Below are 23527 nucleotides of genomic sequence, written 5' to 3' on the forward strand. Positions count from 1 at the left end.
TCTCGCCGGTGCCGATATAGCTCACGAACTACGGCCCCGGGAACAAGATCGCAGCCGATTTCAGCAGGTGTCCCAGCCCGGTAGGGGCCACGCGCGTCCCGCTGGCCGTGAGCCTTTTTCAACCTGACGTTTGTGCTGGTCAGGGGTGTGAAGGTCGGCCGGGGTGGGGCTCCTGGTAGACGAACGGGTGTCGAACCGTCGTCTGCCAGGAGCCCCGAGTGCTGGCCTACCCATCCGGGATGAACGTGTCCAGCCGTAGCGTCCGTGATCTTGCTGATCTTCTCCGGGGGCATCGGCGTCAGCGTGGAACACGCTGGCGCCGGCTCTCAGCCGGGCGGCAGGCCTTGCTGGTGATCGCCTACCTGCGTAAGGGCGAGACCTACACCGACCTGGCCAGCGGATTTAGAGTCGGGAAGTCCACGGAGGCTTATTCAGGCTCCGTCAGGTAAGTGTGTAGAAGATGAGTCCGATGACTGCCGAGATTGTCGTTTTAAATGTGGCGTAGGGCCGCCGGTAGTCTGTGTGGAGAACTTTCCACGTTTTGATATGGGCGATGACTCGTTCGATGGTGGCGCGTGTGTGGTTGAGGCTCTTGTTGAATGTTTTTTGCCAGTCGAGAAGTTCCCGGCCGGGTGGTTTTTTGAACGGGGTGAGCATGCCGCGCCCGATGTATCCTTTATCGCCGATCGGGGGGTATGTGGCGAGGTGGTCGAGGGCGCCGGATTGGTCGAGGCAATATAGGTCGTGTCGGGAGCCTGGGGTCGGGTCGGAGATCCACGACAGCTGCCCTTCCAGGGTGGCTGCGACCTGGACGACGACGCCGGTGGTGCGATGCTTGCCCGACCACAGACCCGGCACCGCGGCCCATGACCAGCAGGGCAGCAAGGTTCCATCGATGATGTACTGCCGATCGGCACAAAGCTCCTCTGCCGTCGGAACGACACTCCGCAGCGCCTGTGCCAGCAACGGTGTCACCCCCGTGATCGCTCGACTAACCGTCGACTGCGACACCCCATAGGTTTCCGCCAACTCCCACTGCACACGATTCCCGCGCAGATACGCCAACGTGATCACCACCGACCAGAACAACCCCAGAACCGGCGGCCAAGACAAACGTGCCTCCGTCGCGTCCCGCTGATCCTGCTCATACACTATAGCGACAAGATCCTGAATTTCATCACGCCGGAAACCAGTGGTATAGTACATACTGCGGCAGCCCGTTCATCTCGGATTGATTCGGCAAACCAATATTCGCGATGGACGGGCTGTCGCCCAACCCGACACGCCGGGCTAGATCGTTATTTCACGGGGCCTGAATAAGCCTCACGGTGTCCCGGTATGTCGCCGAGGCGATCGGTCTGCTCGCCGCGCTCGCGCCGACCTTGGAGCAGGCCATCACCGTCGCAGCCGGGAAGGCGTTCGTGATCCTGGACGGGACGCTGCTGCGTATCGACCGGGTCGGTATGGGATCGGGCTATGACCGGGCGTTCTACTCCGGGAAGCACAAGTGTCATGGGGTGAATGTGCAGGTCATCGCCGACCCTGTCGGTCGTCTGGTGTGGATCTCCCCGCCGCTACCAGGGGTCCGGCACGACATGGGTGCTGCCCGCATTCACGGGATCATCGACGCGGTCAACGCTGCCGGGGTGCGTGCGGTCGCTGATACCGCCTACCAGGGCGGCGGCCCCGCGATCACCGTCCCCCACCGACGACGACGCCGCGACCTCGACACCGGCCGGTACCGGCCCCTGCCAGCGAATCAAAAGGCCGTCAACGCCGCTCACGCCCGACGGCGCGCACCTGGTGAACGGGTCAACGCCGAACTGAAGAACTGGAAGAACCTCCGCACGATCCGCTCCAGCCCCTCACAAGCCGGCCAGCTCATCGCCGCGGCCCCCCCCCATGATCGCAGCTACCTGAACAGCACAACAGGTTGGGAAAGGCTCAGTTTCAAACAATCCGACAGCAAACCCTCGGTCTGGGCCGCTTCGGCGATGGCGTGTGTCGCGGGCGCCGGTCTTGCCCGGGCCCGGGTGCATGTCGGTGACATGGTGCGTCGTCAGTGAGCCTTTTCTAATCTGACTGGCGAGCTTATACTCTAAGGTACCGCGAAGGTTGCGGCGCGACTGCTCTGACCACAACTGCGCAGATCATAGGCTCGACAGATCGGCCTCTGCGCACACCGAGGCCAGACCACCTCAGATGCAGGAACATCAGGTTGAGAAAAAGCTCAGTCCAGGCAGAAGGGCACCGAGAACAGGGCATTCGAAGGAGAGTTCCTACTCCTCACTCATCGTGGCGCAGGTATTCGACGTTAGAGAGGCATTCATGAACGCAGTCTATTCACTCAGTAGTGCTGTACGTGCAGAAATTATTCGTTGGCGGGGGTCGTCGGTGGCCCGTCTCCCCTGGGGCGCCGTCGGGTTCGGAGGATTGGCGACGCTACTGGCATTGAGTAGCACAGCAAATCCCGAGTGGCGCACTTTTCTTGCCTACCAAAATTTGTGGGTTGTTGGCTTCAGTCCACTGTTTCTTGCTTTGATTGTCGGCACGCAGGCATCAATCGAACACGTAGAGCGGGGCGGAGGCACTTGGAGTCGGGCAGTAACACCGTGGGTCGCCAGAGCCGCTCGCTTCATCGTTTTGACGCCAGCGGTGTTTGCGGTGAACTTCCTGGCCATGCTTATCCCTACTATCGCAGGAATCGTATTGGTTGGCTCACCACCCGGCGCGCGCCTGCTGCTGTCGATCGTAGTGCCTGCCCTCGGGCAACTTGCTTTGCTTGCGGTTCTTGTTCGTGTGGGGATGCACGCTGGGCGGTTGGCAGTACTGGCCGTAGGCACTTCCTGGTCAGTAGCTGCGGTGGTGACGGCAGAGGCGACTTACTGGATCATGAGTCCTTTCGCTTGGACACTGCGTGGAGCCCTGCCTGTGATTGAAACTCACGCCAACGGCGAAGGGTTCTTGCCTGGCGAACCGCTAGCAACCACCTCAGTTATGGGGCCGACATCGCTGTCCCTCGCATTGGCAATTGTGGCCCTTTCGCTACCCGCGTCTATGAATAGCGGGAGGATCCCACGTTTTAAGCTTCAGTGGGCCGCCAGCGCTAACCGCCGAACCGCGCCACTCTTGCCCAATCAAGGGCGTTCGAATAAAAGCCGCCCTATTCGCGCCATAATTACCATCTTCGGCCGTACTCTAGCTTGGCCGCTCGCTATCGTAGCCATCGGCGCGCCGGTTTTATTGCTGCGCTGGCGCGAGCCTGCCGAGGCAATTTCGGTACTCACAGTCGGCATCGTGCCATTCGGCGCAGTAGTACTCGCTATGCTAGCTCAGGGAGCCGTCGCTGAAGGTGCGCGTGCCGTGGCGACTCGAGCCCCCTCTGCCTCCGTCCGATGGCGAGCCGTCATCACGATCACGCTAACTGTGGCGATTGGCGTAGTTGTTGTAACCGATATTATATTTGTCGGCGCAGGTCTATCTGGTCGGGATGCCGTGCGAATTATCGGAGTAGGTACGGCTGTGGCCTCTATGTTGACGGTCGCGCACCTCTGGATCGCCAACCGATTCTCGGTGACACTAACAGCAGCTATTGGTATCGCCGGAACGGTCACCGGTCTACTGGTGGCCGGAACGGTAATGAGTCGACAATTGTGGCCAGTCGTCCCTTGGGCGTGGGCCCACTACTCCGAATCCTACAGAATTTCGATCATTGTTCCAGTCGCGCTTGCGGTAACACTAACCCTCTACTTCGTGAGCCCTGAGACTGACTCTTTTCATCGTAAGTCCGCTGATCAACGGGTCGATAAGGGTGGTGTCAAGCCCCGGGTTTCGTAGAGGCTTGGTTCTCACGCTCCAGTAGGTTGCTGGGCGTAGTGGAGAGCTTCGTGCTCGATGAGTGGGATCCAGGGCCCCGGCAAAGTCGCGATAGGCGGCGGTAGTCGCCCCACGCGGCCTTCTGATTGCCGCGCTGCACCTGCCCGGGACCAGCTATAGCGCCGAGCGGCGGCGCAGCTGCGCCGCCGCTCGGCTCGCCGCAAGATCATCTAACGACTTTGCCGGGGCCCTGGGGGATCAGGCCGAGTTCGCCGTGTAGTCGGCGGTGGTTGTACCAGTCGATGTATTCCGCGACGGCCAGTTCTAGCTCGACGATCCCTTGCCCCAGGGACCCCGGTTACGGACAAGTTCGGCTTTGAACAGCGAGTTGAACGCTTCGGCCATCGCGTTATCGCAGGAATCGCCCACCGATCCGACCGAGGCGACCGAGGCGACTTCAGCGAGTCGTTCACCGTATCGAACGGCGACATATTGAGGTGTTCTCACTGAGCCTTTCCCAGCCTGTTTCCGCTGGTCAGGGGCTTGAGATGCATGGCTTGTCGTGAGGTGGGTGGGGCTCCTGGTAGACGGATAGGTGTCGAGTAACCGTCTGACCAGGAGCCCCGCGGTTGTCCTACCCATCCGGGATGTCGATGTCCACCCGCACGGTTCGTGTCCTGGCCGGGCTGCTGCGCGGTCACCGTCTCCGGATCGGGACTCGGTGGCGGCCTCTGACCCCGGCCCGTCAGGCCCTGCTTGTGCTCGCGCACCTGCGTAAGGGCGAGACCTACACCGACCTGGCCAGCGGATTTAGAGTCGGGAAGTCCACGGTGTCCCGGTATGTCGCCGAGGCGATCGGTCTGCTCGCCGCGCTCGCGCCGACCTTGGAGCAGGCCATCACCGTCGCAGCCGGGAAGGCGTTCGTGATCCTGGACGGGACGCTGCTGCGTATCGACCGGGTCGGTATGGGATCGGGCTATGACCGGGCGTTCTACTCCGGGAAGCACAAGTGTCATGGGGTGAATGTGCAGGTCATCGCCGACCCTGTCGGTCGTCTGGTGTGGATCTCCCCGCCGCTACCAGGGGTCCGGCACGACATGGGTGCTGCCCGCATTCACGGGATCATCGACGCGGTCAACGCTGCCGGGGTGCGTGCGGTCGCTGATACCGCCTACCAGGGCGGCGGCCCCGCGATCACCGTCCCCCACCGACGACGACGCCGCGACCTCGACACCGGCCGGTACCGGCCCCTGCCAGCGAATCAAAAGGCCGTCAACGCCGCTCACGCCCGACGGCGCGCACCTGGTGAACGGGTCAACGCCGAACTGAAGAACTGGAAGAACCTCCGCACGATCCGCTCCAGCCCCTCACAAGCCGGCCAGCTCATCGCCGCGGCCCCCCCATGATCGCAGCTACCTGAACAGCACAACAGGTTGGGAAAGGCTCACTAGCTTGTTGATCATGTTGTTCGGTTGTGCTCGGTGTGGAGTAGGACCAGCGCTGCTGCGGTGATCGCGCCGATCCGTTGTGGGCAGAGGCTGAGGTGTCTCAACGCTCGGAAGGTGTTCTTGAGCAGGGCGTTTCCCCGGTCAGCGATCGCTCGGGTCGCGGAGTGCGCTTCCCCCCGAAGTATGGAGGGTTTCCTTTAGAGCGTGTTTGAGAAGGTCAGATCGACGGTGTGCTCGTGTGCTTCTGCTGGCGGTGGGCGGGTGTGCCGCGGGCGATACGGCGGGCGATCGTGTTGATCGCCGCCCAGCGGATCATGGCCTCGGAGACGGCGGTGTGGCGTTCGTAGTCGCGGGCCTGGGGGGCTTGACCCCGGATCTTGGACACGCTGAATCCAGCACTGCTGGGGAAGCGAGATGATCCAGCGATCATGGCCAGGAAGAGTTTCACCGACGAGTTCCGTCGGCAGGCTGTTGATCTGAGGCTTATTCAGGCCCCGTGAAATAACGATCTAGCCCGGCGTGTCGGGTTGGGCGACAGCCCGTCCATCGCGAATATTGGTTTGCCGAATCAATCCGAGATGAACGGGCTGCCGCAGTATGTACTATACCACTGGTTTCCGGCGTGATGAAATTCAGGATCTTGTCGCTATAGTGTATGAGCAGGATCAGCGGGACGCGACGGAGGCACGTTTGTCTTGGCCGCCGGTTCTGGGGTTGTTCTGGTCGGTGGTGATCACGTTGGCGTATCTGCGCGGGAATCGTGTGCAGTGGGAGTTGGCGGAAACCTATGGGGTGTCGCAGTCGACGGTTAGTCGAGCGATCACGGGGGTGACACCGTTGCTGGCACAGGCGCTGCGGAGTGTCGTTCCGACGGCAGAGGAGCTTCGTGCCGATCGGCAGTACATCATCGATGGAACCTTGCTGCCCTGCTGGTCATGGGCCGCGGTGCCGGGTCTGTGGTCGGGCAAGCATCGCACCACCGGCGTCGTCGTCCAGGTCGCAGCCACCCTGGAAGGGCAGCTGTCGTGGATCTCCGACCCGACCCCAGGCTCCCGACACGACCTATATTGCCTCGACCAATCCGGCGCCCTCGACCACCTCGCCACATACCCCCCGATCGGCGATAAAGGATACATCGGGCGCGGCATGCTCACCCCGTTCAAAAAACCACCCGGCCGGGAACTTCTCGACTGGCAAAAAACATTCAACAAGAGCCTCAACCACACACGCGCCACCATCGAACGAGTCATCGCCCATATCAAAACGTGGAAAGTTCTCCACACAGACTACCGGCGGCCCTACGCCACATTTAAAACGACAATCTCGGCAGTCATCGGACTCATCTTCTACACACTTACCTGACGGAGCCTGAATAAGCCTCCCGGTGTCGGATTACGCGGCTGTGGCTGTGACGGTAGCCGGGAGTGTCTGTTCGTAGGTGTTCGGGGACAGGTGCCGGCAGTAGGAGTGTCGTCGTCGGGTGTTGTAGCGGGTCAGCCACCTGAAGACCTGCCGTCGGCAGGTGGCCGCGTCGGGCCAGCAGGTGCTGTCCTGGAGGACCTCGCGTTTGACGGTGGCGTTGAACGACTCGGCCAGGGCGTTGTCCGCCGACGATCCGACCGCGTCCATGGAACGGGTCACTCCGAGCCGGTCGCAGAGTTCGGCGTAGGCACTCGAGGTGTAGACCGCTCCGTGGTCGCTGTGGAAGACCGCCCCGCGTAGCGACCCACGGGCCCGTTCCGCGGCGTGGAGTGCGTCGCTGACCAGGTCGGTGCGCATGTGATCAGCGAGGGCCCAGCCGGCGAGTTTGCGGGAGCAGCAGTCGATCACCGTGGCCAGATACAGGTTCGTCCCGCCTGCGAGGGGCAGGTAGGTGATGTCACCGACGTAGACCTGGTTCGGTGCTGGGGCGGTGAAATCCCGCCTGAGCAGGTCGGGCACCGTCTGCCGGGACTGCTCGACGATCGTGGTGTGCACCCGGCGCCGGCTGCGGTAGCCGGCGATCCCGGCCGCACGCATCACCCGCGCGACGCGTTTGTGGTTGACCCTGTCCCCGGCTGCGGCGCCGTCGTTGAGCTCGGTCGTGGCCCGCGGTGCACCGATGGTGTTCTCGGCGTCATGGATCGTCCGGATCCGCGCCACCAACACCGCATCACGGGCGGCCCGACGCGCCCGGGCCGGAGCGGCCGCCAACCAGGCGTAGAACGACGACCTCGAGACGTGCACGAGCTCGCACAACCGCTTCACCTCGAAGGTGTGCCGGTGGTCAGCGACGGACTGGAAGCGGGTCACCAGCGCGTCTCCCCCGCGAAATACTTGGCCGCCCGCTGCAGGATCTCCCGCTCGGCGGTCAGCTTCTTCTCGCTGATCTCGAGTTCACGGACCCGAGCCTCGAGACGGGCGATCTTCTGCCCCGGTGGTTCCTCCCCGTCCAAGCCCGACCCCGGCGTGGTGCGCATGGTCTGTACCGGGCTGGGGCAGCTACTGCCATCAGCTGCGGTCTTGTTCCCCGTGCCGTGGATCGTGAGCCAGTCCCGCAACGTGCCCCGCGCGATACCCAGGTCGTCGGCGATACCACGGACCGTGGCACCCGGGATGGACTCATACAGAGAGGCTTATTCAGGGCCGCCTGGCGGGCTACCTCGCTGCGGTCCCGACCTGGAGAAACACCGCACTTCATGATCACCCTGAATAAGCCTCATGGGTACAGTTCTCCTATCTCAGCCTTCACGGCTGTTGCTGTTGGACGACTTGCGGCGCCTTTACCTGGCTAGGGATGGGGCGCCGTTTGTCGCATTCAGGCACTGATACTCGTCACACTGTTCTCACCGGCCCCTTCCCCCGGGGACCTTTCTTCCCAAGGCTCTGCGGACGGTCATCCGGGCCGCACCCGAACGCTCAGCCAACGTCCGCTCCGAACCCGGCGTCACGACCAACGCACCCGACAATGCCGCGAGCCGTTCCCGCTCGAGCTCCTTAGCCCGATGCCACAACACCGAAATCTCATCCAGAGAGGCCCGACCCAGGACAACCTGCACAGCAGCACCCAGCGCCGCCTCACGCTCGACAGCCTTATCCGGCCCGACATACCGGGACGTGATCACAGCGAACGCAGCATCGACCCGCGCGGCCTGCTCATCAGAAAGCTCGGCAGCGTCCACGCCGAGCCACTCAGCAACATCGGCTCGCACCGGCAACCGCCCTTCCCACAGAGGCCCGCTAAACAACCTGATGGTATCGGCAGGTACCGAAGTCTGCTGGTGCGACACGCCAGCGCAGAACACCGTCATCGACAGGCACGCTGCAGCGCCGCCGCGCGCGCCGCGGTGACCGTGAGCTGGTAGCGGGTCGCGACCCGGGCGAAGTCGTGGGCGTAGGCGCACGCGTCGACCTGCGGCATCCAGTGCTCGGGCCCGTGGTCGGACTTGGCCCGGTTGACCGCCGGGGTGGTGGCGCGCAGGTTGTCCGGATCGTTCGCGAACCGCTCGCGTTGGGCGTCGGTCCAGGCGTGCGCGCCGCTGCGATGCGCGAGAGCGAGGGGGATGACGTGGTCGATGTCGATCTCCCTCGTCGGACCGGTGACGGTCTGGCCGCTGTAGGGATCGTGCAGCGTTCCTGCGGTGACGTCGCAGCCGCGGGCCACGGTGGTGGCGGTCAGGTCGCGGGCCAACACGGTGTCGCGGACATCGCAGCCCGGCCCGACCGCGGGGGCCCATCCGGGGCCGAACGCTTCGCGGCGGTAGTCGCGGCCGTGCCGGTCGGGGGCGATCCGGAGCGCCGACAGGTCGACCGGGCCGGACGCGGTCACCATCTCCGGCACCGACGGTGCTGTCGTGGTTGTTGGCGTCGACGTCCCGGTGTCGACGGCGGCGGTGTCGGTCTCCTCGCGGAAGGCCCAGATCTCGACCAGCACGAACACCGCCGCCGCGAGCACCGCGAACAACACCGTCCAGACCCGGTTCACCAGCCTGATCCTTCCCTGCCGTCCGTCACGGTCGTCGGCGGGTGGGTGAAATGTCCGGCTGCGACCGTGGCGGCGAGGCCCGGCGGTCACGACCGGTCCTCGCCGCCGCCGGTGGGGACGGTGTCGCTGGTGTCGGCGGTGGTCGTGTCTGGGGCGGGCGGCGCCTCAACGGCCTGGTAGCGGCCCCGGGCGACCCGCACCACCCGCCCACACCCGATCAACGTGTCCAGTGCGTCGTGGACGGCGGCCTTGGACGCGGTCGCCGCGGCGACGAGTTTCCCGGTCGTGGCCGTCCCGGCCTGGATGAGGGCGAGGACCTCGGCCTGGACTGGGGACAACACCACCTCTGCCGGCTCCACCGCGTCGGCGGGCTCACCGCTGGCCTCGCTGCCGCGTGCCCCCCAGGGGGCCCGCCGCGGCGCCGGGCTGGTCGGGATGACGACGGCGCGGCCGCCGCCGACCGTGCCGTCGTCGAGGTGGTGGGTGCCACCGAGGCCACCGACCTGCCACCGCCCGTGAACGGGCGGGCCGAGCACCGCGGTGACCGCCGCGGCGTCGAGCGGATGCAGCTCCGGCTGGGCGAAGAACCGGTCGAATGCGATCGACGCGGTCAGCTCCGGCGCCGGGAGACCTTTGCTGGCCATCCGGTCGGCGTCGGCATCGCTGGGCAGCCAGTCCCAGCGCACCGGGGCATCCAAGTGCGCGTGCACAGCCATCCCGGGCACCGGGCGCCGCGGACGCCCGTCGTTGAGCGGCAACTCCGCCGGGTCGAACAGCAGGCCGGGCACCAGATCCGAGGACGACTTCGAGTTCGTGCGAAACGCGATCACCTGCGAGGCGAACGCACTACGCGCGTGATCGCCGCCCCAGGCGGCCTGCCCCTGGGACTGGTTCAACCCGACCAGCCACACACCCAGCGCCCGCACCGTGTTCACCGTCTCGGTCCACAGGGCAGCGACCTTCGGATCATGCGCGACGAAGGAGTACTCATCGTGCAGGAACATCCACCCAGGAATGTCCTGGCTGGGGAAGATCAGGTCGGAGTGCTGCTCGGCGGCGATCTGCGCCCGAGCCTCCAGGATCGCGGCCACCAGCCGCGGCAGAGCCAGCACGTTCTGCTTGCCGATCACCGCCACCCGCGCACGGCTGGCCAGAGCGGTCGAGGAATTCCCTTTCGGATCGGCATAGAGCAGGTTCAACACACCGGTCGACAACGCCGAGGTCACCAGGATGTTCGTCGCCCCGGACTTCCCGCCCCCGGTCGACCCGACGACCCCGGTCGGGACCGTCCCGCCGTCGTCCCACATCAACACATCGACCTCACCCGAGCCGTCGATCGACCGGCCCACGCCCTTGATCGTCCCGTCGACGACCTTCGGGGCGGTGAAGAACCGAGTGTCGGCGACCGGGTCGGTGTGGATGATCGTCAACCGCGCCCGGTTCGCCCCCTGCCCACGACGCCCCGGCGCGAACAGCACACGGTCAGCGTCGACACCGAGCCCACCGGCCAGCCGCACCCGATGCGCCACCAGATCCCCCACGGTGTGCGCGCCCGGGCGCAGGACCACGGGCCTTGATCCCGGATCTTGGACACGGTGTCGGATTACGCGGCTGTGGCTGTGACGGTAGCCGGGAGTGTCTGTTCGTAGGTGTTCGGGGACAGGTGCCGGCAGTAGGAGTGTCGTCGTCGGGTGTTGTAGCGGGTCAGCCACCTGAAGACCTGCCGTCGGCAGGTGGCCGCGTCGGGCCAGCAGGTGCTGTCCTGGAGGACCTCGCGTTTGACGGTGGCGTTGAACGACTCGGCCAGGGCGTTGTCCGCCGACGATCCGACCGCGTCCATGGAACGGGTCACTCCGAGCCGGTCGCAGAGTTCGGCGTAGGCACTCGAGGTGTAGACCGCTCCGTGGTCGCTGTGGAAGACCGCCCCGCGTAGCGACCCACGGGCCCGTTCCGCGGCGTGGAGTGCGTCGCTGACCAGGTCGGTGCGCATGTGATCAGCGAGGGCCCAGCCGGCGAGTTTGCGGGAGCAGCAGTCGATCACCGTGGCCAGATACAGGTTCGTCCCGCCTGCGAGGGGCAGGTAGGTGATGTCACCGACGTAGACCTGGTTCGGTGCTGGGGCGGTGAAATCCCGCCTGAGCAGGTCGGGCACCGTCTGCCGGGACTGCTCGACGATCGTGGTGTGCACCCGGCGCCGGCTGCGGTAGCCGGCGATCCCGGCCGCACGCATCACCCGCGCGACGCGTTTGTGGTTGACCCTGTCCCCGGCTGCGGCGCCGTCGTTGAGCTCGGTCGTGGCCCGCGGTGCACCGATGGTGTTCTCGGCGTCATGGATCGTCCGGATCCGCGCCACCAACACCGCATCACGGGCGGCCCGACGCGCCCGGGCCGGAGCGGCCGCCAACCAGGCGTAGAACGACGACCTCGAGACGTGCACGAGCTCGCACAACCGCTTCACCTCGAAGGTGTGCCGGTGGTCAGCGACGGACTGGAAGCGGGTCACCAGCGCGTCTCCCCCGCGAAATACTTGGCCGCCCGCTGCAGGATCTCCCGCTCGGCAGTCAGCTTCTTCTCGCTGATCTCGAGTTCACGGACCCGAGCCTCGAGACGGGCGATCTTCTGCCCCGGTGGTTCCTCCCCGTCCAAGCCCGACCCCGGCGTGGTGCGCATGGTCTGTACCGGGCTGGGGCAGCTACTGCCATCAGCTGCGGTCTTGTTCCCCGTGCCGTGGATCGTGAGCCAGTCCCGCAACGTGCCCCGCGCGATACCCAGGTCGTCGGCGATACCACGGACCGTGGCACCCGGGATGGACTCATACAGATCAACAGCCTGCCGACGGAACTCGTCGGTGAAACTCTTCCTGGCCATGATCGCTGGATCATCTCGCTTCCCCAGCAGTGCTGGATTCAGCGTGTCCAAGATCCGGGGTCAAGCCCCTTTTTCAGCTCGGCTTCGAGCTGGCCGGCCTGGTGAGCTCGGGCGGTGGTCTTGTGCTCCGGGTCGGTGATCGCGGCTCCGCTGCCCCAGACCCGTTCATGGGTGGCCACGATCTGCTCACCGCAGGTGACCACGACCAGGGCCGGAGTGGCGATCCAGTCGACGAACCGGCCGATCGCGCGGGGGGCGACCGAGTAGTCGTTGCCGTCGACACGCACGTAGTAGTCCCGGGCCAGCCGGACCCGCCCGGTCAGCCCGACCCGCGGCGCCACCGGCGGCAACGTCACCATCTCGGCGCGGTCAGCGGCCCACCGCGCGGCCGGGCTGGCCCCGATCGCACGCAGATGCCGGGCATTGGCCGTGGTGCTGAGCCAGGCCTGGACCTGGGCGTTGAAGTCGAACGGCGAGACGAAGCTGCGCCCCGGCAGGAACGAGGTCTCGAAATAGCCGTTACGGCGCTCGATCAGCCCTTTGGTCTCCGGGGCCCGCGCCGGGGCGAGTGTGAGCCGGACTCCGAGCGTCCCAGCGAACGCGGCCGCTTCGGCTGTCGGGCGACCACCACCACCGATCGCAGCTTCACGGTCCCACAACAGACTCCGCGGACAACGTCCTCAACCGCCGATGATCTCCCACATCCCGGCCAGGATGTCTCCCGCTTTGCGCGAGGGGATCATCACCGCGTCGGTCACCCGCGAGTACCCGCACGTCATCGCCAGCACCGGCAGGACCCGATCCCGCCCACCAGCGACCGGGATCGGTACCGGCGGGAACCACAGATCACACTGAGCGACCTGACCCGGGCGGTACTCGATACGGTCGGCCGGGTCCGGGGGCACGAACAACGGACGCAGCTCCCGCACCCGGTCCTTGAGGACCGTCAACGACCGGGTCCAGCCGATCCGTTCAGCGATCACCGTGGTCGGCATCCACGGGAACTCCGCCAGCAACGCCCGCACTTGGGGCTCGACCGCGTCCACCACCGACCCCCGCCGCCACCGCTGCCGCGCCGGCGGCGCATCGGCACGTAACGCCGACCGCACCGTGTTACGCGCCAACCCCAACCGCCGAGCGATCTCCTTGATCGGCACACCCTCAGCGCGATGCAGCCGACGAACCTCGGCCCACTCTTCCAACAAGATCATCCCCTCAGCGTCACGCAGAGGGGATGATCCCAATCCGTCGCTAGGGGGTCAGTTTCAACGCGCCGTCGACACGGCACGCCCGTGGCGTAGCCGGAGAGTCGCCTCGACCGCAACCTCACCCATTGCCGCCAGCGGATCGCTCCGCGTGTCGGCTACCGCTCATTCAGAATATAGACCATGATGCGAGCCATGCCGAGGAGATCATCAGGCCGTGCGAAGGGGCGCCCGTCGAAGGGCACCCGCGTCGTGATCTTTCCTCGACTGCCGCTTGCAGCCGAGGCAGCGCTCAAAGACCTTGCCAAGCGGCGAGGTCTCACGTGGTCCGAGATCGGAGCCGAACTCGTCGTCGAAGGCTTGCAGAGGGTCTCAGAGCTGCCGCCGTCGCTTCCTGCCCGCTACAGCTCGGCAGACAGCGAAGACGTGACAGTCAGGATCCCCGAGGCCGAGAGCGTGAAGCTCCGGGCTTTGGCGAAGCGGGTAGACCGACCAATCTCGATCGTCAGTAGCGCGCTGATCGAGATTGGCCTGCGCCATGCGGGTGAGCTGCCGGGCCAGATTCCCGTGCAGTACATGACGACCCAGGAGCAGCTGCTGACCAAGGCCTCATAACGAGATCGAGGCGCCCCCCTAGCCCCGGGGGGGGGGGGGGCGCCTCGAGTCGCTCTCGCATCAAGTCGGACCTGCACCCGCCTGATGCCGTAACCCCGGCGAACCGGGGTCGATCCCCCACCTGCGAAGAAGGGGCGCTTTCGCGTGTCCAGGATACATCCTGGGCCGGAAGCCAACCACCACAGACACGGGGTAAGTTCGTCATGCTCAGAATCCGACCGCTCACCAGCAGCGGGCACCGGGTTCTGCACTCTGTGCTACGAGCACGGCGCCTTCGCCCTGGCCTCCGGCCCCTCCCAGCTCTGCCTGCTCCACCAGCTCCCACTCACTACTCAGCCAGCAACCGACACCTTCGGCATCCGTGCCGCGGCTGCGCCACGACGTACCCCTCGCGGCCGGGCCGCCCGCGCCCGCACCGGACCGACCAACGGCCCTGGCCGGCCGAGCGGAGCTCTGCCGCCCAGCAGACGGGCGCTGGCACGCGGTGTCGCCAGAGCCCGAGCGCGACACCGCGCCGGGTTCATCCCGCACCCGGGCTGGCGCAACTTCATCGACCACGAGTACCGGGTCCTGCTCGACCAGTGCGAGGCCCTCGATTACGTGGCTCGCCTGGTCGACGACGAGGAGTGGCGCTCAGACAAGCGGCGCAGTTGGTCTGCGATCCTGCGGCGGCTGGTGTGCCATATGGACTGGGAGACCGGCCTGATCACTGGACTCACCACACAACGCCTGGGCGCTGCTGGTGACCGAGCCGAGCGCACCGTCTCCCGAGTCCTGGCGTGGGCCCGAGACCGCGGCCTACTCGTCGTGGTCGAACCCGGCGCGAGCGCAGAGTTCCTCGGCACCGAGGCCGGTCGTACCCCCACCTACGCCCTGGTCACCCACAGTCCCCTGCCCGAGCTACCGGTTGCCTCCGACTCCGCTCCCCTGCAGCACCAAGTTGAGCCAGGTCAGACCACTGTGGATGAAAGTGGCGACCTCCCCACTACTCACCTGACTACTAAGCCCTTGTCAGGCGGCAGACGGCCACACAACAGCTCCCCACACAAATGGCACCCCTACGACGTCCCCGACAACCCCGGTGCCAGGCACCAAGCAACTCTCACCCTGATCACGCTTCTCAGCCTAGGAGGCCGAAAAGGACACAAGATCGAGATTTGGCGTGCCCGGGCTCTGCTCAAGCCGTGGTGGGAGGCCGGCGCCACCGTCGCCGGCCTTCGGCACGCCCTCGAGCATCACCCTGACCGGCCCGACCAGCCCCGTGGACCGGTCACCACCGACGCCCGCGACCCACTGCGGGTCATGGGGGCACGACTGAGGCCCTGGCGAAACAGGCTGCACGAGATCCGCGCAGTCCAGATCGGGCGCATGCGCAGCACCGCTGGACCAGTGCCCGACAGGCTTCATCATCGTGGTAGCGCACGGGGGGTGGAATTCGATCGAATGCTGCTTGACCGGCCGGCCGGGCGGGGTGCGCGGCAGGCTGCCCGCGAGGCGCTAAGCGAGCATCTGCGGCAAGTCCGGGAAGCTCGTGAGACCAGCTGCAGCCCCCGATTTGGTGCGCAGGCCAGTGCGCCCTCATCTGGGCGCTTCGGGCCGCCGGCCGCCCCAGACGGGGCGGTTAATGGCCGAAACCGCTGGTGAGAACTTTGCGTGTGCCTCCACCGCACTGGTCGGCCTGCCAAGGGGTTTGCTGTCGGGTTGTTTGACACTCTGTCTGCGGGGCGTGGGTCCCGCTGAGAGGATGTCGCTGTGCCGAGGAAGTACCCGTCTGAGTTCACAAGTGATGTCGTGCGGGTTGCGCGTCGTCTGGATCTGACCCATGCCCCGCAGACAGAGTGTCAAACAACCCGACAGCAAACCCGACACACACTGGGCGGTGTCGGTCGACTCGACGATCATCCGTGCCCACCAACACGCCGCGACCCTCACTCGTGACACAGGGGGCCGGATCGAACTACAACAATCTGCACGCCGAGCCGCCCGATCACGCCTTGGGCCGCTCCCGCGGCGGACTGTCCACGAAGATCCACCAGCTCGTTGACGGCCACGGCCGCCCGCTGGTCGTGCTCGTCGGCCCCGGCCAGGCCGGCGACGCCCCGATGTTCGGGCATCTGATGAGTCATCTGTGCATCGACCGGGTCGGACCGGGCTGGCCGCGGCCCCGCCCGGATCGGGTCCGCGGCGACAAGGCCTACTCCTCCCGCACCATCCGCCGGCATCTACGTGAACGCGGGATCGCCGCGGTCATCCCCGAACCGGCTGACCAACAAGGACACCAGAAGCGACGCGGCTCCCTCGGCGGGCGACCACCGGTGTTCGATCGGGTCGACTACCGCAGCCGCAACGTCGTCGAACGCGGATTCTGCGAGGTCAAGCAGTGGCGTGGCCTCGCTACCCGTTACGACAAGCTCGCTCTGACCTACCGCGGCGGAATAATGCTGAAGATGATCGTCACCTGGCTACGGGCTTTGGGAGACACACCCTAGAGCCGAAGACTCGAGCGGTGCTCAACTGGCTTCACGTCAGACATGGCACCGACGCCTGCGCGTCCCGTGCCGGGCAGCACGCGGTGCCGTCGCGGCCGTCTCGGCCACGGGGACACTGGACACCGGAGCGTTACTTAGGGTTGTGAGCATCCCCGCCTGAGGTCCTTGGCTTCGGACAGGCTCACCCAGTTGCCCACATATATCCCGGATAGGTAGGCTGCGGTAGTGATCAGGAGGCTTATTCAGGCTCCGTCAGGTAAGTGTGTAGAAGATGAGTCCGATGACTGCCGAGATTGTCGTTTTAAATGTGGCGTAGGGCCGCCGGTAGTCTGTGTGGAGAACTTTCCACGTTTTGATATGGGCGATGACTCGTTCGATGGTGGCGCGTGTGTGGTTGAGGCTCTTGTTGAATGTTTTTTGCCAGTCGAGAAGTTCCCGGCCGGGTGGTTTTTTGAACGGGGTGAGCATGCCGCGCCCGATGTATCCTTTATCGCCGATCGGGGGGTATGTGGCGAGGTGGTCGAGGGCGCCGGATTGGTCGAGGCAATATAGGTCGTGTCGGGAGCCTGGGGTCGGGTCGGAGATCCACGACAGCTGCCCTTCCAGGGTGGCTGCGACCTGGACGACGACGCCGGTGGTGCGATGCTTGCCCGACCACAGACCCGGCACCGCGGCCCATGACCAGCAGGGCAGCAAGGTTCCATCGATGATGTACTGCCGATCGGCACGAAGCTCCTCTGCCGTCGGAACGACACTCCGCAGCGCCTGTGCCAGCAACGGTGTCACCCCCGTGATCGCTCGACTAACCGTCGACTGCGACACCCCATAGGTTTCCGCCAACTCCCACTGCACACGATTCCCGCGCAGATACGCCAACGTGATCACCACCGACCAGAACAACCCCAGAACCGGCGGCCAAGACAAACGTGCCTCCGTCGCGTCCCGCTGATCCTGCTCATACACTATAGCGACAAGATCCTGAATTTCATCACGCCGGAAACCAGTGGTATAGTACATACTGCGGCAGCCCGTTCATCTCGGATTGATTCGGCAAACCAATATTCGCGATGGACGGGCTGTCGCCCAACCCGACACGCCGGGCTAGATCGTTATTTCACGGGGCCTGAATAAGCCTCTAGGCTCGCCGAGATGGGTGAAAAAACTGACCGAAGCCGTCCTTCGGCCTGTGCGGGAATGTGTGCGTAGATGTCTTCTCGGTCTACTTCGGACGTGTGGGGAACGCCCCTGACGCGGCGTCGCCTCGGGGGGGGGGCGGGCTCGGGATTGCTGCGACCGGCGGTGCGGCGCTCGGGGCGCGGCCGCTGATGGAGCTGGCTGATGGCCGGATGCGGGATCTGCGGTTACTTGTCCCCAACTCGCCGGGCAGCGGCTATGATATGACGGCTCATGTCGTAGGCGAGGTGCTCGATGCTACTGGGCTGACTCGTGGTGTCGAGGTCTTCAACGTCGTCGGCGATGCCGGTGTGACGGGTCTTCATCACCTCATCACCGAGGGCGGTAACGATCGCCTGTTGGCGAGTATGGGACTCGGACTCCTCGGCGGGGTGATCGCCAACCAAGCTGATTCGTTGCTGGGTGAGACTGCTTCGATCGCCCGGCTTGTGAGCGAGCCCGAGGCCATTCTCGTACCTGCGAACTCTGTATATCGCGATCTTGGGGATCTGGTCAGAGACTGGAAAGCCCACCCCTCCACGGTTCTCGTGGGTGGCGGTTCAGCGCCGGGGGGCCCTGATCATTTGGCGCCGATGCTGATTGCCGAGTACGTCGGACTGATTCCGAAGTCGGTCAACTACATCGCTCACGACGGTCGGGGGCGCTTAATGGGGTCGCTACTCAACAACAAAGTCACGTTCGCCGTCGCTGGTGTCGGTGAGTTCGCCCACCAGCTCCGAACGGGAGAATTCCGGGCACTAGCAGTCGCGGCCTATGAGCGAGTAGCTGGCTTGGATATTCCTACCACGCATGAGTTCGGGATTAATATCGAACTGTTCAACTGGCGCGGCCTGATAGCCCCACCTGGCCTGTCTTTGACCCAGCGCGCCGCCCTGGAGGGAGTGATCGCATCCCTGGTCGCCACGCCGCAGTGGAAGCAGCACCTCGCCGAGAATAATTGGCAGGACGCGCATCTATCTGCAGCACAATTCCATGCCTTCCTGAATACAGAAGCTGCGCGCGTTCGTCGGGTCCTCGGTGGACTCGGAGTCGCCTGACGAACGTCGTCGAGTCGACGAGCCCTCTCGACCGATCCGGGGCCTTCGGCAGCCTCGCCACATACCCACCGATCGGCTCGGTAAAGGTAAGCTACTTGTTATATATTAGTAGTCCTTCGTCCTGGGTCTCGTCGTCGCTGGTAGCGGGGGTGGCGCGTCGGTCGGTGTTCGCGGTGTTGGCGGCGGGGGCGATGCTCGGTGGGACCGCGGTGACGCCGGTCTTGCTCGCCTCTGCGTCGGCTGCGGAGCTGGAGCCCGCGGTCGAGGGCCCGTGGGGGGAGGGCGCGGTGGGTGTCCTGGGTGGTCTGACCGATGCGGGGCACAAGGCTGTGGACGCGGTCGGCGCGGCGGGGGGCGCGGTCACCGACGTGGTGGCCGGCCCCGCCCCGGCGCCGGCCTCGGCTCCTGTGTCTGAACCACCGCCCCGCCCGGCACCGTCGCCCGCGCCTGTTGGGGTCGCCGTAGTATCCGGGAAATTTCGGGCGGATATGGCTGGGTGGGTTTCTGATCTTGGAGTTTGCGGGAGGGTCATGGGTTTCTGTTGAGCAGGGTGATGATCTGGTCGTTGAGTGCGTCGGCGTCGTCGGCGATGCGGTCGAGGAGGGTGAGGACCTCGTCCAGGCTGGGGGCTTCTTGGGCCGCGGCAGTCGAGGTGGGTGCGGTCGCGTCCGGCGGGCGGGGAGCCGGGGTGTCGTGCTCGTTCTGCTGTGTTGCGCGGGTGGTGGCCAGGGCGAGTCGGGTACGGATGGTGCGCGTGGTGATGGGGCGGTAGTCGGTGTGCCAGCCGTAGCGGTCGATGGCCGGCAGGAGTGTGGCGGCGGCGCGCCACCGTTGCGGGGTCCGGCACTCGTGGCGGTGTGGGTCGGTGGCGGTCGGGGCGTGGGCGCTGGTGAGGTTCATGCGGGTCGATCCGCGGCCCAGGCCGTCGAGGGCGCCGAGGATGTCCAGCCAGCGCACGACGGCGCAGGTCGGGCAACGACGCGGGTCGACGTCGGCGGGCACGGGCTGTTCACCGACCCGCACCCGGTCGACGTCGACGGTGACTGCGGCGGGAACGAGGTCCCGTACGCGTGTCTGGGGCAGGTTCAAGACCACGGTGGCGACGACCAGGAAGGCGTCGCGGCGGCCGTGGAGCCCGTGGGGCCAACCCCGGGTTGGGCAGGCGGTGATCATCTGGCCTGGGTCAGGGCTGTCGGTACGACCGGTTGCCGGACGCGGCCGCGGCTGCGAGAGCGGCGGCGCGGCGGGTCCGGTCTCTGGGCGTGGGAGCAGGTGTCCGCTTCGGCGGTGGGCGCCGGCGATCGCGCGGACCCGCCGTGCTTGGGTGGCTGGGCGGGCGGGTAGTGCGGTGAAGAACCCGGTCAGGGTGGGCACTGTGGTCGGTAGTGCCGGTTGCCCGGTCGCGGCGGCGTAGTCACAGAACAGCACCCACTCTCGGCGGTAGCCGGTCCCGGCGGCGTCCCAGGGCGGTTCTGCGGCGGTCAACGGGGGTGGATTCGACGGAAGTGAGCGATCGGTAACTGATCGAAGGCCATCCTCAGGAGCCGGAGTCATCGTTCACAAGCCCAGCCGGGTCACGGCGTTGCCGACGAGGGGGGCGTGGTCGCGGTCGTAGGTCTCGATCATGGCGTCGCTGCTGTGGCGGGTCTGACGGCGTACGGAGCGGTGGTCGGCGCCGTTGCGTCGTGCGGTGGTGACGAACCCGGCGCGCAGCGAGTGGAACCCCATCGGTCCCGGCAGGCCCGCGGCCTCGGCGCGTCGGCGTGCCATGGCGTGCAGGGCGTCGCCGGTCATCGGGGTGTCGGAGAGCGATCCGCCGCGACGGATCGCCCGCAGCAGCGGTGTGTGACCGGCCAGCGCGGGCACGGGAGCTCGGAACGGCTGGGCTGTCCGTTTGGGAGGCTCCGCGGCGCCGGTCTCGATCGGTGAGCAGGCGCCGACGCCGTCAGCGCTGACAGGGGTGGGTTCGGGGTGGCCGAACAGGTGGTCCAGGTCGGGCCAGGATGGGGTGGCCAGGACGTCGCGCATCAGGGCCGGGCGACCGTTCGGAGCGGCGGCGAGCAGCCCCATCCAGCGCAGCACCGCGCACGGCGGGCAGGTACCCGCCCGGGCGCCGTAGGGCAGCACAACGGTGGCGCCACGCCCGGTCTGGTCGGTCTTGGACCGGGCGATGCGCACGTGCAGCCCGTCGACCGGGTGGAAGGACACGTCGGCGACGGTGAGGGCGGCGAGCTCGCTGCGGCGCAGCGCTCCGGTGAACCCGATCAGCAGCACGGCGGCGTCGCGGGCGCCGATCAACCCGGCCGGCCACGTCCCGAACTCCATGTCCGCGAGCACGGTGCGCAGGTCCTCCAGCAGGAGCGGGCGCATCTGATGTGTGGCGTGGGCCCGGGCCCGCTTGATGCCGGTCAGCACCGCCCCGACCGCCGGGTCCCGGGTCGGGGACCGGTGGCCGGCGTCGTGGTGGACAGCGGCGATCGCGGCCAGACGCCGGCCCATCGTGGCCGGGGAGAACACCGCCTCCCCGCCCGGGGTGCGGGTGGCCTCGAGGTCGGCCAGGTAGAGCCGCACGGTGTCCACCGCCGCCGGCAGGGACTCCAGCCCCGCTGCGGCGCACCAGCGGGCGAAGTGCGCCCAGTCCCCCGCGTAGGCGAGCCGGGTGCGCGGAGCCCGCGCGGCGACCGCGTGGGCGTCGGCGCAGGCGGCCAGCGCCGCGAGGGAGGCCGCCCGGGCCGCGGCGGCCGCGACCCCGCCGGGCAGCACCGCGGTATCGAGCTCAGTGTCGGGCCGGGGGTCGGGCTCGGTCGAGGCGCCCGCAACAGGGCCCAGTTCGCCGCCCGGGCGGGCGTCGACGGCCTTCTCCCCGCTCATCCGGGCCCCTTCCCTGGACATGGACCTGCGCCCGCGTCCGCGGGATAGGTCAGATAACGCAAGATTATCGCGTGTCTCAGCCGCATCGGTGGAAGCGACCACGACTTGTTCGATGGCGATGGTCATGGGTGGTGTTCACGAACAACGACAGTGGGTCTGACCAGCGGTGATCGCGGTGAGCGCAGTGTGGCGGGGGTGGTGTGGCAGCAGCCGGATGAGTGAGGCCGGCTCGATGACGCAGAGTCGCGGCGAGAGGGACGGAAAGCTGTTCAGAACAGGGTGTCGCGCACTCGTAGTGGCCGGTATCCGGTGGGGCCGAGCTGGGCGAGCTCGCCTTCGATGTCGACCTCGATGGCGCCGAAGAAGTTGATGTTCTCCGAGTGGGCCGGGGAGATGTGGGCCAGGACCTCGTCGTCGATCCGGCGTCCGGCCGCGCATCTGCTCGACGGCCAGGCCGTAGTACTCGGTCGTCCACGTGACCACGGCGTTGGTCACGAGCGTGAGGCCCCATGGGGCTTGACCCCGGATCTTGGACACGCTGAATCCAGCACTGCTGGGGAAGCGAGATGATCCAGCGATCATGGCCAGGAAGAGTTTCACCGACGAGTTCCGTCGGCAGGCTGTTGATCTGTATGAGTCCATCCCGGGTGCCACGGTCCGTGGTATCGCCGACGACCTGGGTATCGCGCGGGGCACGTTGCGGGACTGGCTCACGATCCACGGCACGGGGAACAAGACCGCAGCTGATGGCAGTAGCTGCCCCAGCCCGGTACAGACCATGCGCACCACGCCGGGGTCGGGCTTGGACGGGGAGGCCCCGGGGCAGAAGATCGCCCGTCTCGACTCGGGTCCGTGAACTCGAGATCAGCGAGAAGAAGCTGACTGCCGAGCGGGAGATCCTGCAGCGGGCGGCCAAGTATTTCGCGGGAGACGCGCTGGTGACCCGCTTCCAGTCCGTCGCTGACCACCGGCAGCCTTCGTGAAGCGGTTGTGCGAGCTCGTGCACGTCTCGAGGTCGTCGTTCTACGCCTGGTTGGCGGCCGCTCCGGCCCGGGCGCGTCGGGCCGCCCGTGATGCGGTGTTGGTGGCGCGGATCCGGACGATCCATGACGCCGAGAACACCATCGGTGCACCGCGGGCCACGACCGAGCTCAACGACGGCGCCGCAGCCGGGGACAGGGTCAACCACAAACGCGTCGCGCGGGTGATGCGTGCGGCCGGGATCGCCGGCTACCGCAGCCGGCGCCGGGTGCACACCACGATCGTCGAGCAGTCCCGGCAGACGGTGCCCGACCTGCTCAGGCGGGATTTCACCGCCCCAGCACCGAACCAGGTCTACGTCGGTGACATCACCTACCTGCCCCTCGCAGGCGGGACGAACCTGTATCTGGCCACGGTGATCGACTGCTGCTCCCGCAAACTCGCCGGCTGGGCCCTCGCTGATCACATGCGCACCGACCTGGTCAGCGACGCACTCCACGCCGCGGAACGGGCCCGTGGTCGCTACGCGGGGCGGTCTTCCAGCGACCACCAGCGGAGCGGTCTACACCTCGAGTGCCTACGCCGAACTCTGCGACCGGCTCGGAGTGACCCGTTCCATGGACGCGGTCGGATCGTCGGCGGACAACGCCCTGGCCGAGTCGTTCAACGCCACCGTCAAACGCGAGGTCCTCCAGGACAGCACCTGCTGGCCCGACGCGGCCACCTGCCGACGGCAGGTCTTCAGGTGGCTGACCCGCTACAACACCCGACGACGACACTCCTACTGCCGGCACCTGTCCCCGAACACCTACGAACAGACACTCCCGGCTACCGTCACAGCCACAGCCGCGCCGCGTCCGACACCGTGTCCAAGATCCGCGATCAAGGCCCGAGCTCGGCACGACGCGGGGGACGATCGCGCGAGTCGCGGACCAGATCGGTTGCGGGTGGAGTCGCTACGGACGGGTCAAGGGCCGATATCAGGAGGGTATCGAACCGGGTGTGACCACGGCCGAGGTGACGCGGATCCGTGAGCTTG

Annotated in this window: 18 protein-coding genes and 5 pseudogenes; 9 read left to right on the forward strand and 14 right to left on the reverse strand. The window is 66.4% G+C overall.

From position 1 onward, the window contains the following. Positions 1 to 239: 239 nt before the first annotated feature. Positions 240 to 422: pseudogene (locus tag KPL59_RS33440) on the forward strand (transposase family protein); the annotation flags it as partial. A 19-nt stretch (positions 423 to 441) separates the two neighbouring features. On the opposite strand, the gene KPL59_RS33445 reads toward KPL59_RS33440, so the two are convergent. Then, positions 442 to 1206, reverse strand: coding sequence for a transposase (locus KPL59_RS33445; protein ID WP_226359735.1), 765 nt, complete (start codon positions 1204 to 1206; stop codon positions 442 to 444). 122 nt (positions 1207 to 1328) lie between these two features. On the opposite strand from KPL59_RS33445, the gene KPL59_RS33450 reads away from it, so the two are divergent. Both KPL59_RS33450 and KPL59_RS33455 read left to right on the forward strand, forming a co-directional pair. Next, the gene (locus tag KPL59_RS33450) at positions 1329 to 2066 is read left to right on the forward strand and encodes a transposase family protein (RefSeq protein ID WP_374111702.1); all 738 of its coding nucleotides are present in this window, start codon (positions 1329 to 1331) and stop codon (positions 2064 to 2066) included. Between the two features lie 136 nt (positions 2067 to 2202). Then, positions 2203 to 3837, forward strand: coding sequence for a hypothetical protein (locus KPL59_RS33455; RefSeq protein WP_226363205.1), 1635 nt, complete (start codon positions 2203 to 2205; stop codon positions 3835 to 3837). A 205-nt stretch (positions 3838 to 4042) separates the two neighbouring features. Here the strand turns inward: KPL59_RS33455 and KPL59_RS38005 are convergent, their stop codons facing one another. Next, positions 4043 to 4165, reverse strand: coding sequence for an IS3 family transposase (locus KPL59_RS38005; RefSeq protein ID WP_374111705.1), 123 nt, complete (start codon positions 4163 to 4165; stop codon positions 4043 to 4045). Between the two features lie 298 nt (positions 4166 to 4463). Here KPL59_RS38005 and KPL59_RS33465 point away from each other — a divergent pair, with 298 nt between their 5' ends. Further along, positions 4464 to 5222 carry a transposase family protein gene (locus tag KPL59_RS33465; protein WP_226363206.1) on the forward strand — a complete coding sequence of 253 codons (759 nt, stop codon included), beginning with the start codon at positions 4464 to 4466 and terminating at the stop codon, positions 5220 to 5222. Positions 5223 to 5275: 53 nt separating this feature from the next. Here the strand turns inward: KPL59_RS33465 and KPL59_RS33470 are convergent. Both KPL59_RS33470 and KPL59_RS33475 read right to left on the reverse strand, forming a co-directional pair. After that, a pseudogene (locus KPL59_RS33470) lies at positions 5276 to 5431 on the reverse strand (IS5/IS1182 family transposase); the annotation flags it as partial. Between the two features lie 50 nt (positions 5432 to 5481). Continuing rightward, complete coding sequence (locus tag KPL59_RS33475; protein WP_226363207.1) at positions 5482 to 5712, reverse strand: hypothetical protein; 231 nt, start codon at positions 5710 to 5712, stop codon at positions 5482 to 5484. Positions 5713 to 5861: 149 nt separating this feature from the next. Between KPL59_RS33475 and KPL59_RS33480 the strand changes: the two genes are divergently transcribed. Next, positions 5862 to 6626 (forward strand): transposase, encoded by a 765-nt coding sequence (locus tag KPL59_RS33480; protein WP_226359944.1) that lies wholly within the window; start codon positions 5862 to 5864, stop codon positions 6624 to 6626. Between the two features lie 30 nt (positions 6627 to 6656). On the opposite strand, the gene KPL59_RS33485 is transcribed toward KPL59_RS33480, so the two are convergent. The 6 genes and pseudogenes from KPL59_RS33485 to istA form a co-directional block, all read right to left on the reverse strand. Continuing rightward, positions 6657 to 7873, reverse strand: a protein-coding gene (locus tag KPL59_RS33485) for an IS3 family transposase (RefSeq protein ID WP_226363215.1) whose coding sequence is annotated in 2 segments (ribosomal slippage) — positions 6657 to 7570 and positions 7570 to 7873 — 1218 coding nt in all. Because the reading frame shifts where the segments join, the coding sequence is not laid out codon by codon here. Positions 7874 to 8089: 216 nt separating this feature from the next. Further along, positions 8090 to 8554, reverse strand: coding sequence for a hypothetical protein (locus KPL59_RS33490; protein ID WP_226363208.1), 465 nt, complete (start codon positions 8552 to 8554; stop codon positions 8090 to 8092). Further along, on the reverse strand, positions 8551 to 9228 hold the full coding sequence (locus KPL59_RS33495) for an HNH endonuclease family protein (RefSeq protein WP_226363209.1): 678 nt from the start codon (positions 9226 to 9228) through the stop codon (positions 8551 to 8553). Before KPL59_RS33495 ends, KPL59_RS33490 begins: the two co-directional genes overlap by 4 nt. Positions 9229 to 9314: 86 nt before the next feature. Further along, positions 9315 to 10940: a hypothetical protein gene (locus KPL59_RS33500; protein ID WP_226363210.1), complete on the reverse strand. Its 1626-nt coding sequence runs from the start codon at positions 10938 to 10940 to the stop codon at positions 9315 to 9317. Next, positions 10832 to 12096, reverse strand: a protein-coding gene (locus KPL59_RS33505) for an IS3 family transposase (protein ID WP_226363196.1) whose coding sequence is annotated in 2 segments (ribosomal slippage) — positions 10832 to 11745 and positions 11745 to 12096 — 1266 coding nt in all. Because the reading frame shifts where the segments join, the coding sequence is not laid out codon by codon here. Before KPL59_RS33505 ends, KPL59_RS33500 begins: the two co-directional genes overlap by 109 nt. Before the next feature lie 95 nt (positions 12097 to 12191). Continuing rightward, a pseudogene (gene istA, locus KPL59_RS33510) lies at positions 12192 to 13307 on the reverse strand (IS21 family transposase); the annotation flags it as partial. A gap of 177 nt (positions 13308 to 13484) precedes the next feature. Here istA and KPL59_RS33515 point away from each other — a divergent pair. Both KPL59_RS33515 and KPL59_RS33520 read left to right on the forward strand, forming a co-directional pair. After that, a complete protein-coding gene (locus tag KPL59_RS33515; RefSeq protein ID WP_226363211.1) occupies positions 13485 to 13916 on the forward strand; it encodes a hypothetical protein in 432 nt (143 codons plus the stop codon). Between the two features lie 1934 nt (positions 13917 to 15850). After that, positions 15851 to 16405 (forward strand): IS5 family transposase, encoded by a 555-nt coding sequence (locus tag KPL59_RS33520; protein ID WP_226363216.1) that lies wholly within the window; start codon positions 15851 to 15853, stop codon positions 16403 to 16405. Positions 16406 to 16657: 252 nt separating this feature from the next. Here the strand turns inward: KPL59_RS33520 and KPL59_RS33525 are convergent, their stop codons facing one another. Further along, on the reverse strand, positions 16658 to 17422 hold the full coding sequence (locus KPL59_RS33525) for a transposase (RefSeq protein ID WP_226359944.1): 765 nt from the start codon (positions 17420 to 17422) through the stop codon (positions 16658 to 16660). Positions 17423 to 17730: 308 nt separating this feature from the next. Here KPL59_RS33525 and KPL59_RS33530 point away from each other — a divergent pair, with 308 nt between their 5' ends. Next, on the forward strand, positions 17731 to 18636 hold the full coding sequence (locus KPL59_RS33530) for a tripartite tricarboxylate transporter substrate binding protein (RefSeq protein WP_226363212.1): 906 nt from the start codon (positions 17731 to 17733) through the stop codon (positions 18634 to 18636). 528 nt (positions 18637 to 19164) lie between these two features. Here KPL59_RS33530 and KPL59_RS33535 read toward each other — a convergent pair. The 3 genes and pseudogenes from KPL59_RS33535 to KPL59_RS38010 form a co-directional block, all read right to left on the reverse strand. Then, positions 19165 to 19809, reverse strand: coding sequence for a hypothetical protein (locus KPL59_RS33535; RefSeq protein WP_226360825.1), 645 nt, complete (start codon positions 19807 to 19809; stop codon positions 19165 to 19167). Positions 19810 to 20193: 384 nt separating this feature from the next. Beyond that, on the reverse strand, positions 20194 to 21507 hold the full coding sequence (locus KPL59_RS33540; protein WP_226360826.1) for a hypothetical protein: 1314 nt from the start codon (positions 21505 to 21507) through the stop codon (positions 20194 to 20196). Positions 21508 to 21776: 269 nt separating this feature from the next. Next, a pseudogene (locus tag KPL59_RS38010) lies at positions 21777 to 22017 on the reverse strand (Tn3 family transposase); the annotation flags it as partial. Positions 22018 to 22087: 70 nt separating this feature from the next. Here KPL59_RS38010 and KPL59_RS33545 point away from each other — a divergent pair. Then, positions 22088 to 23336 (forward strand): annotated as a pseudogene (locus KPL59_RS33545) (IS3 family transposase); the annotation flags it as partial. Between the last annotated feature and the right edge of the window lie 191 nt (positions 23337 to 23527).

This window comes from Pseudonocardia sp. ICBG1142, from assembly GCF_020496255.1.
Lineage (GTDB): Bacteria > Actinomycetota > Actinomycetes > Mycobacteriales > Pseudonocardiaceae > Pseudonocardia.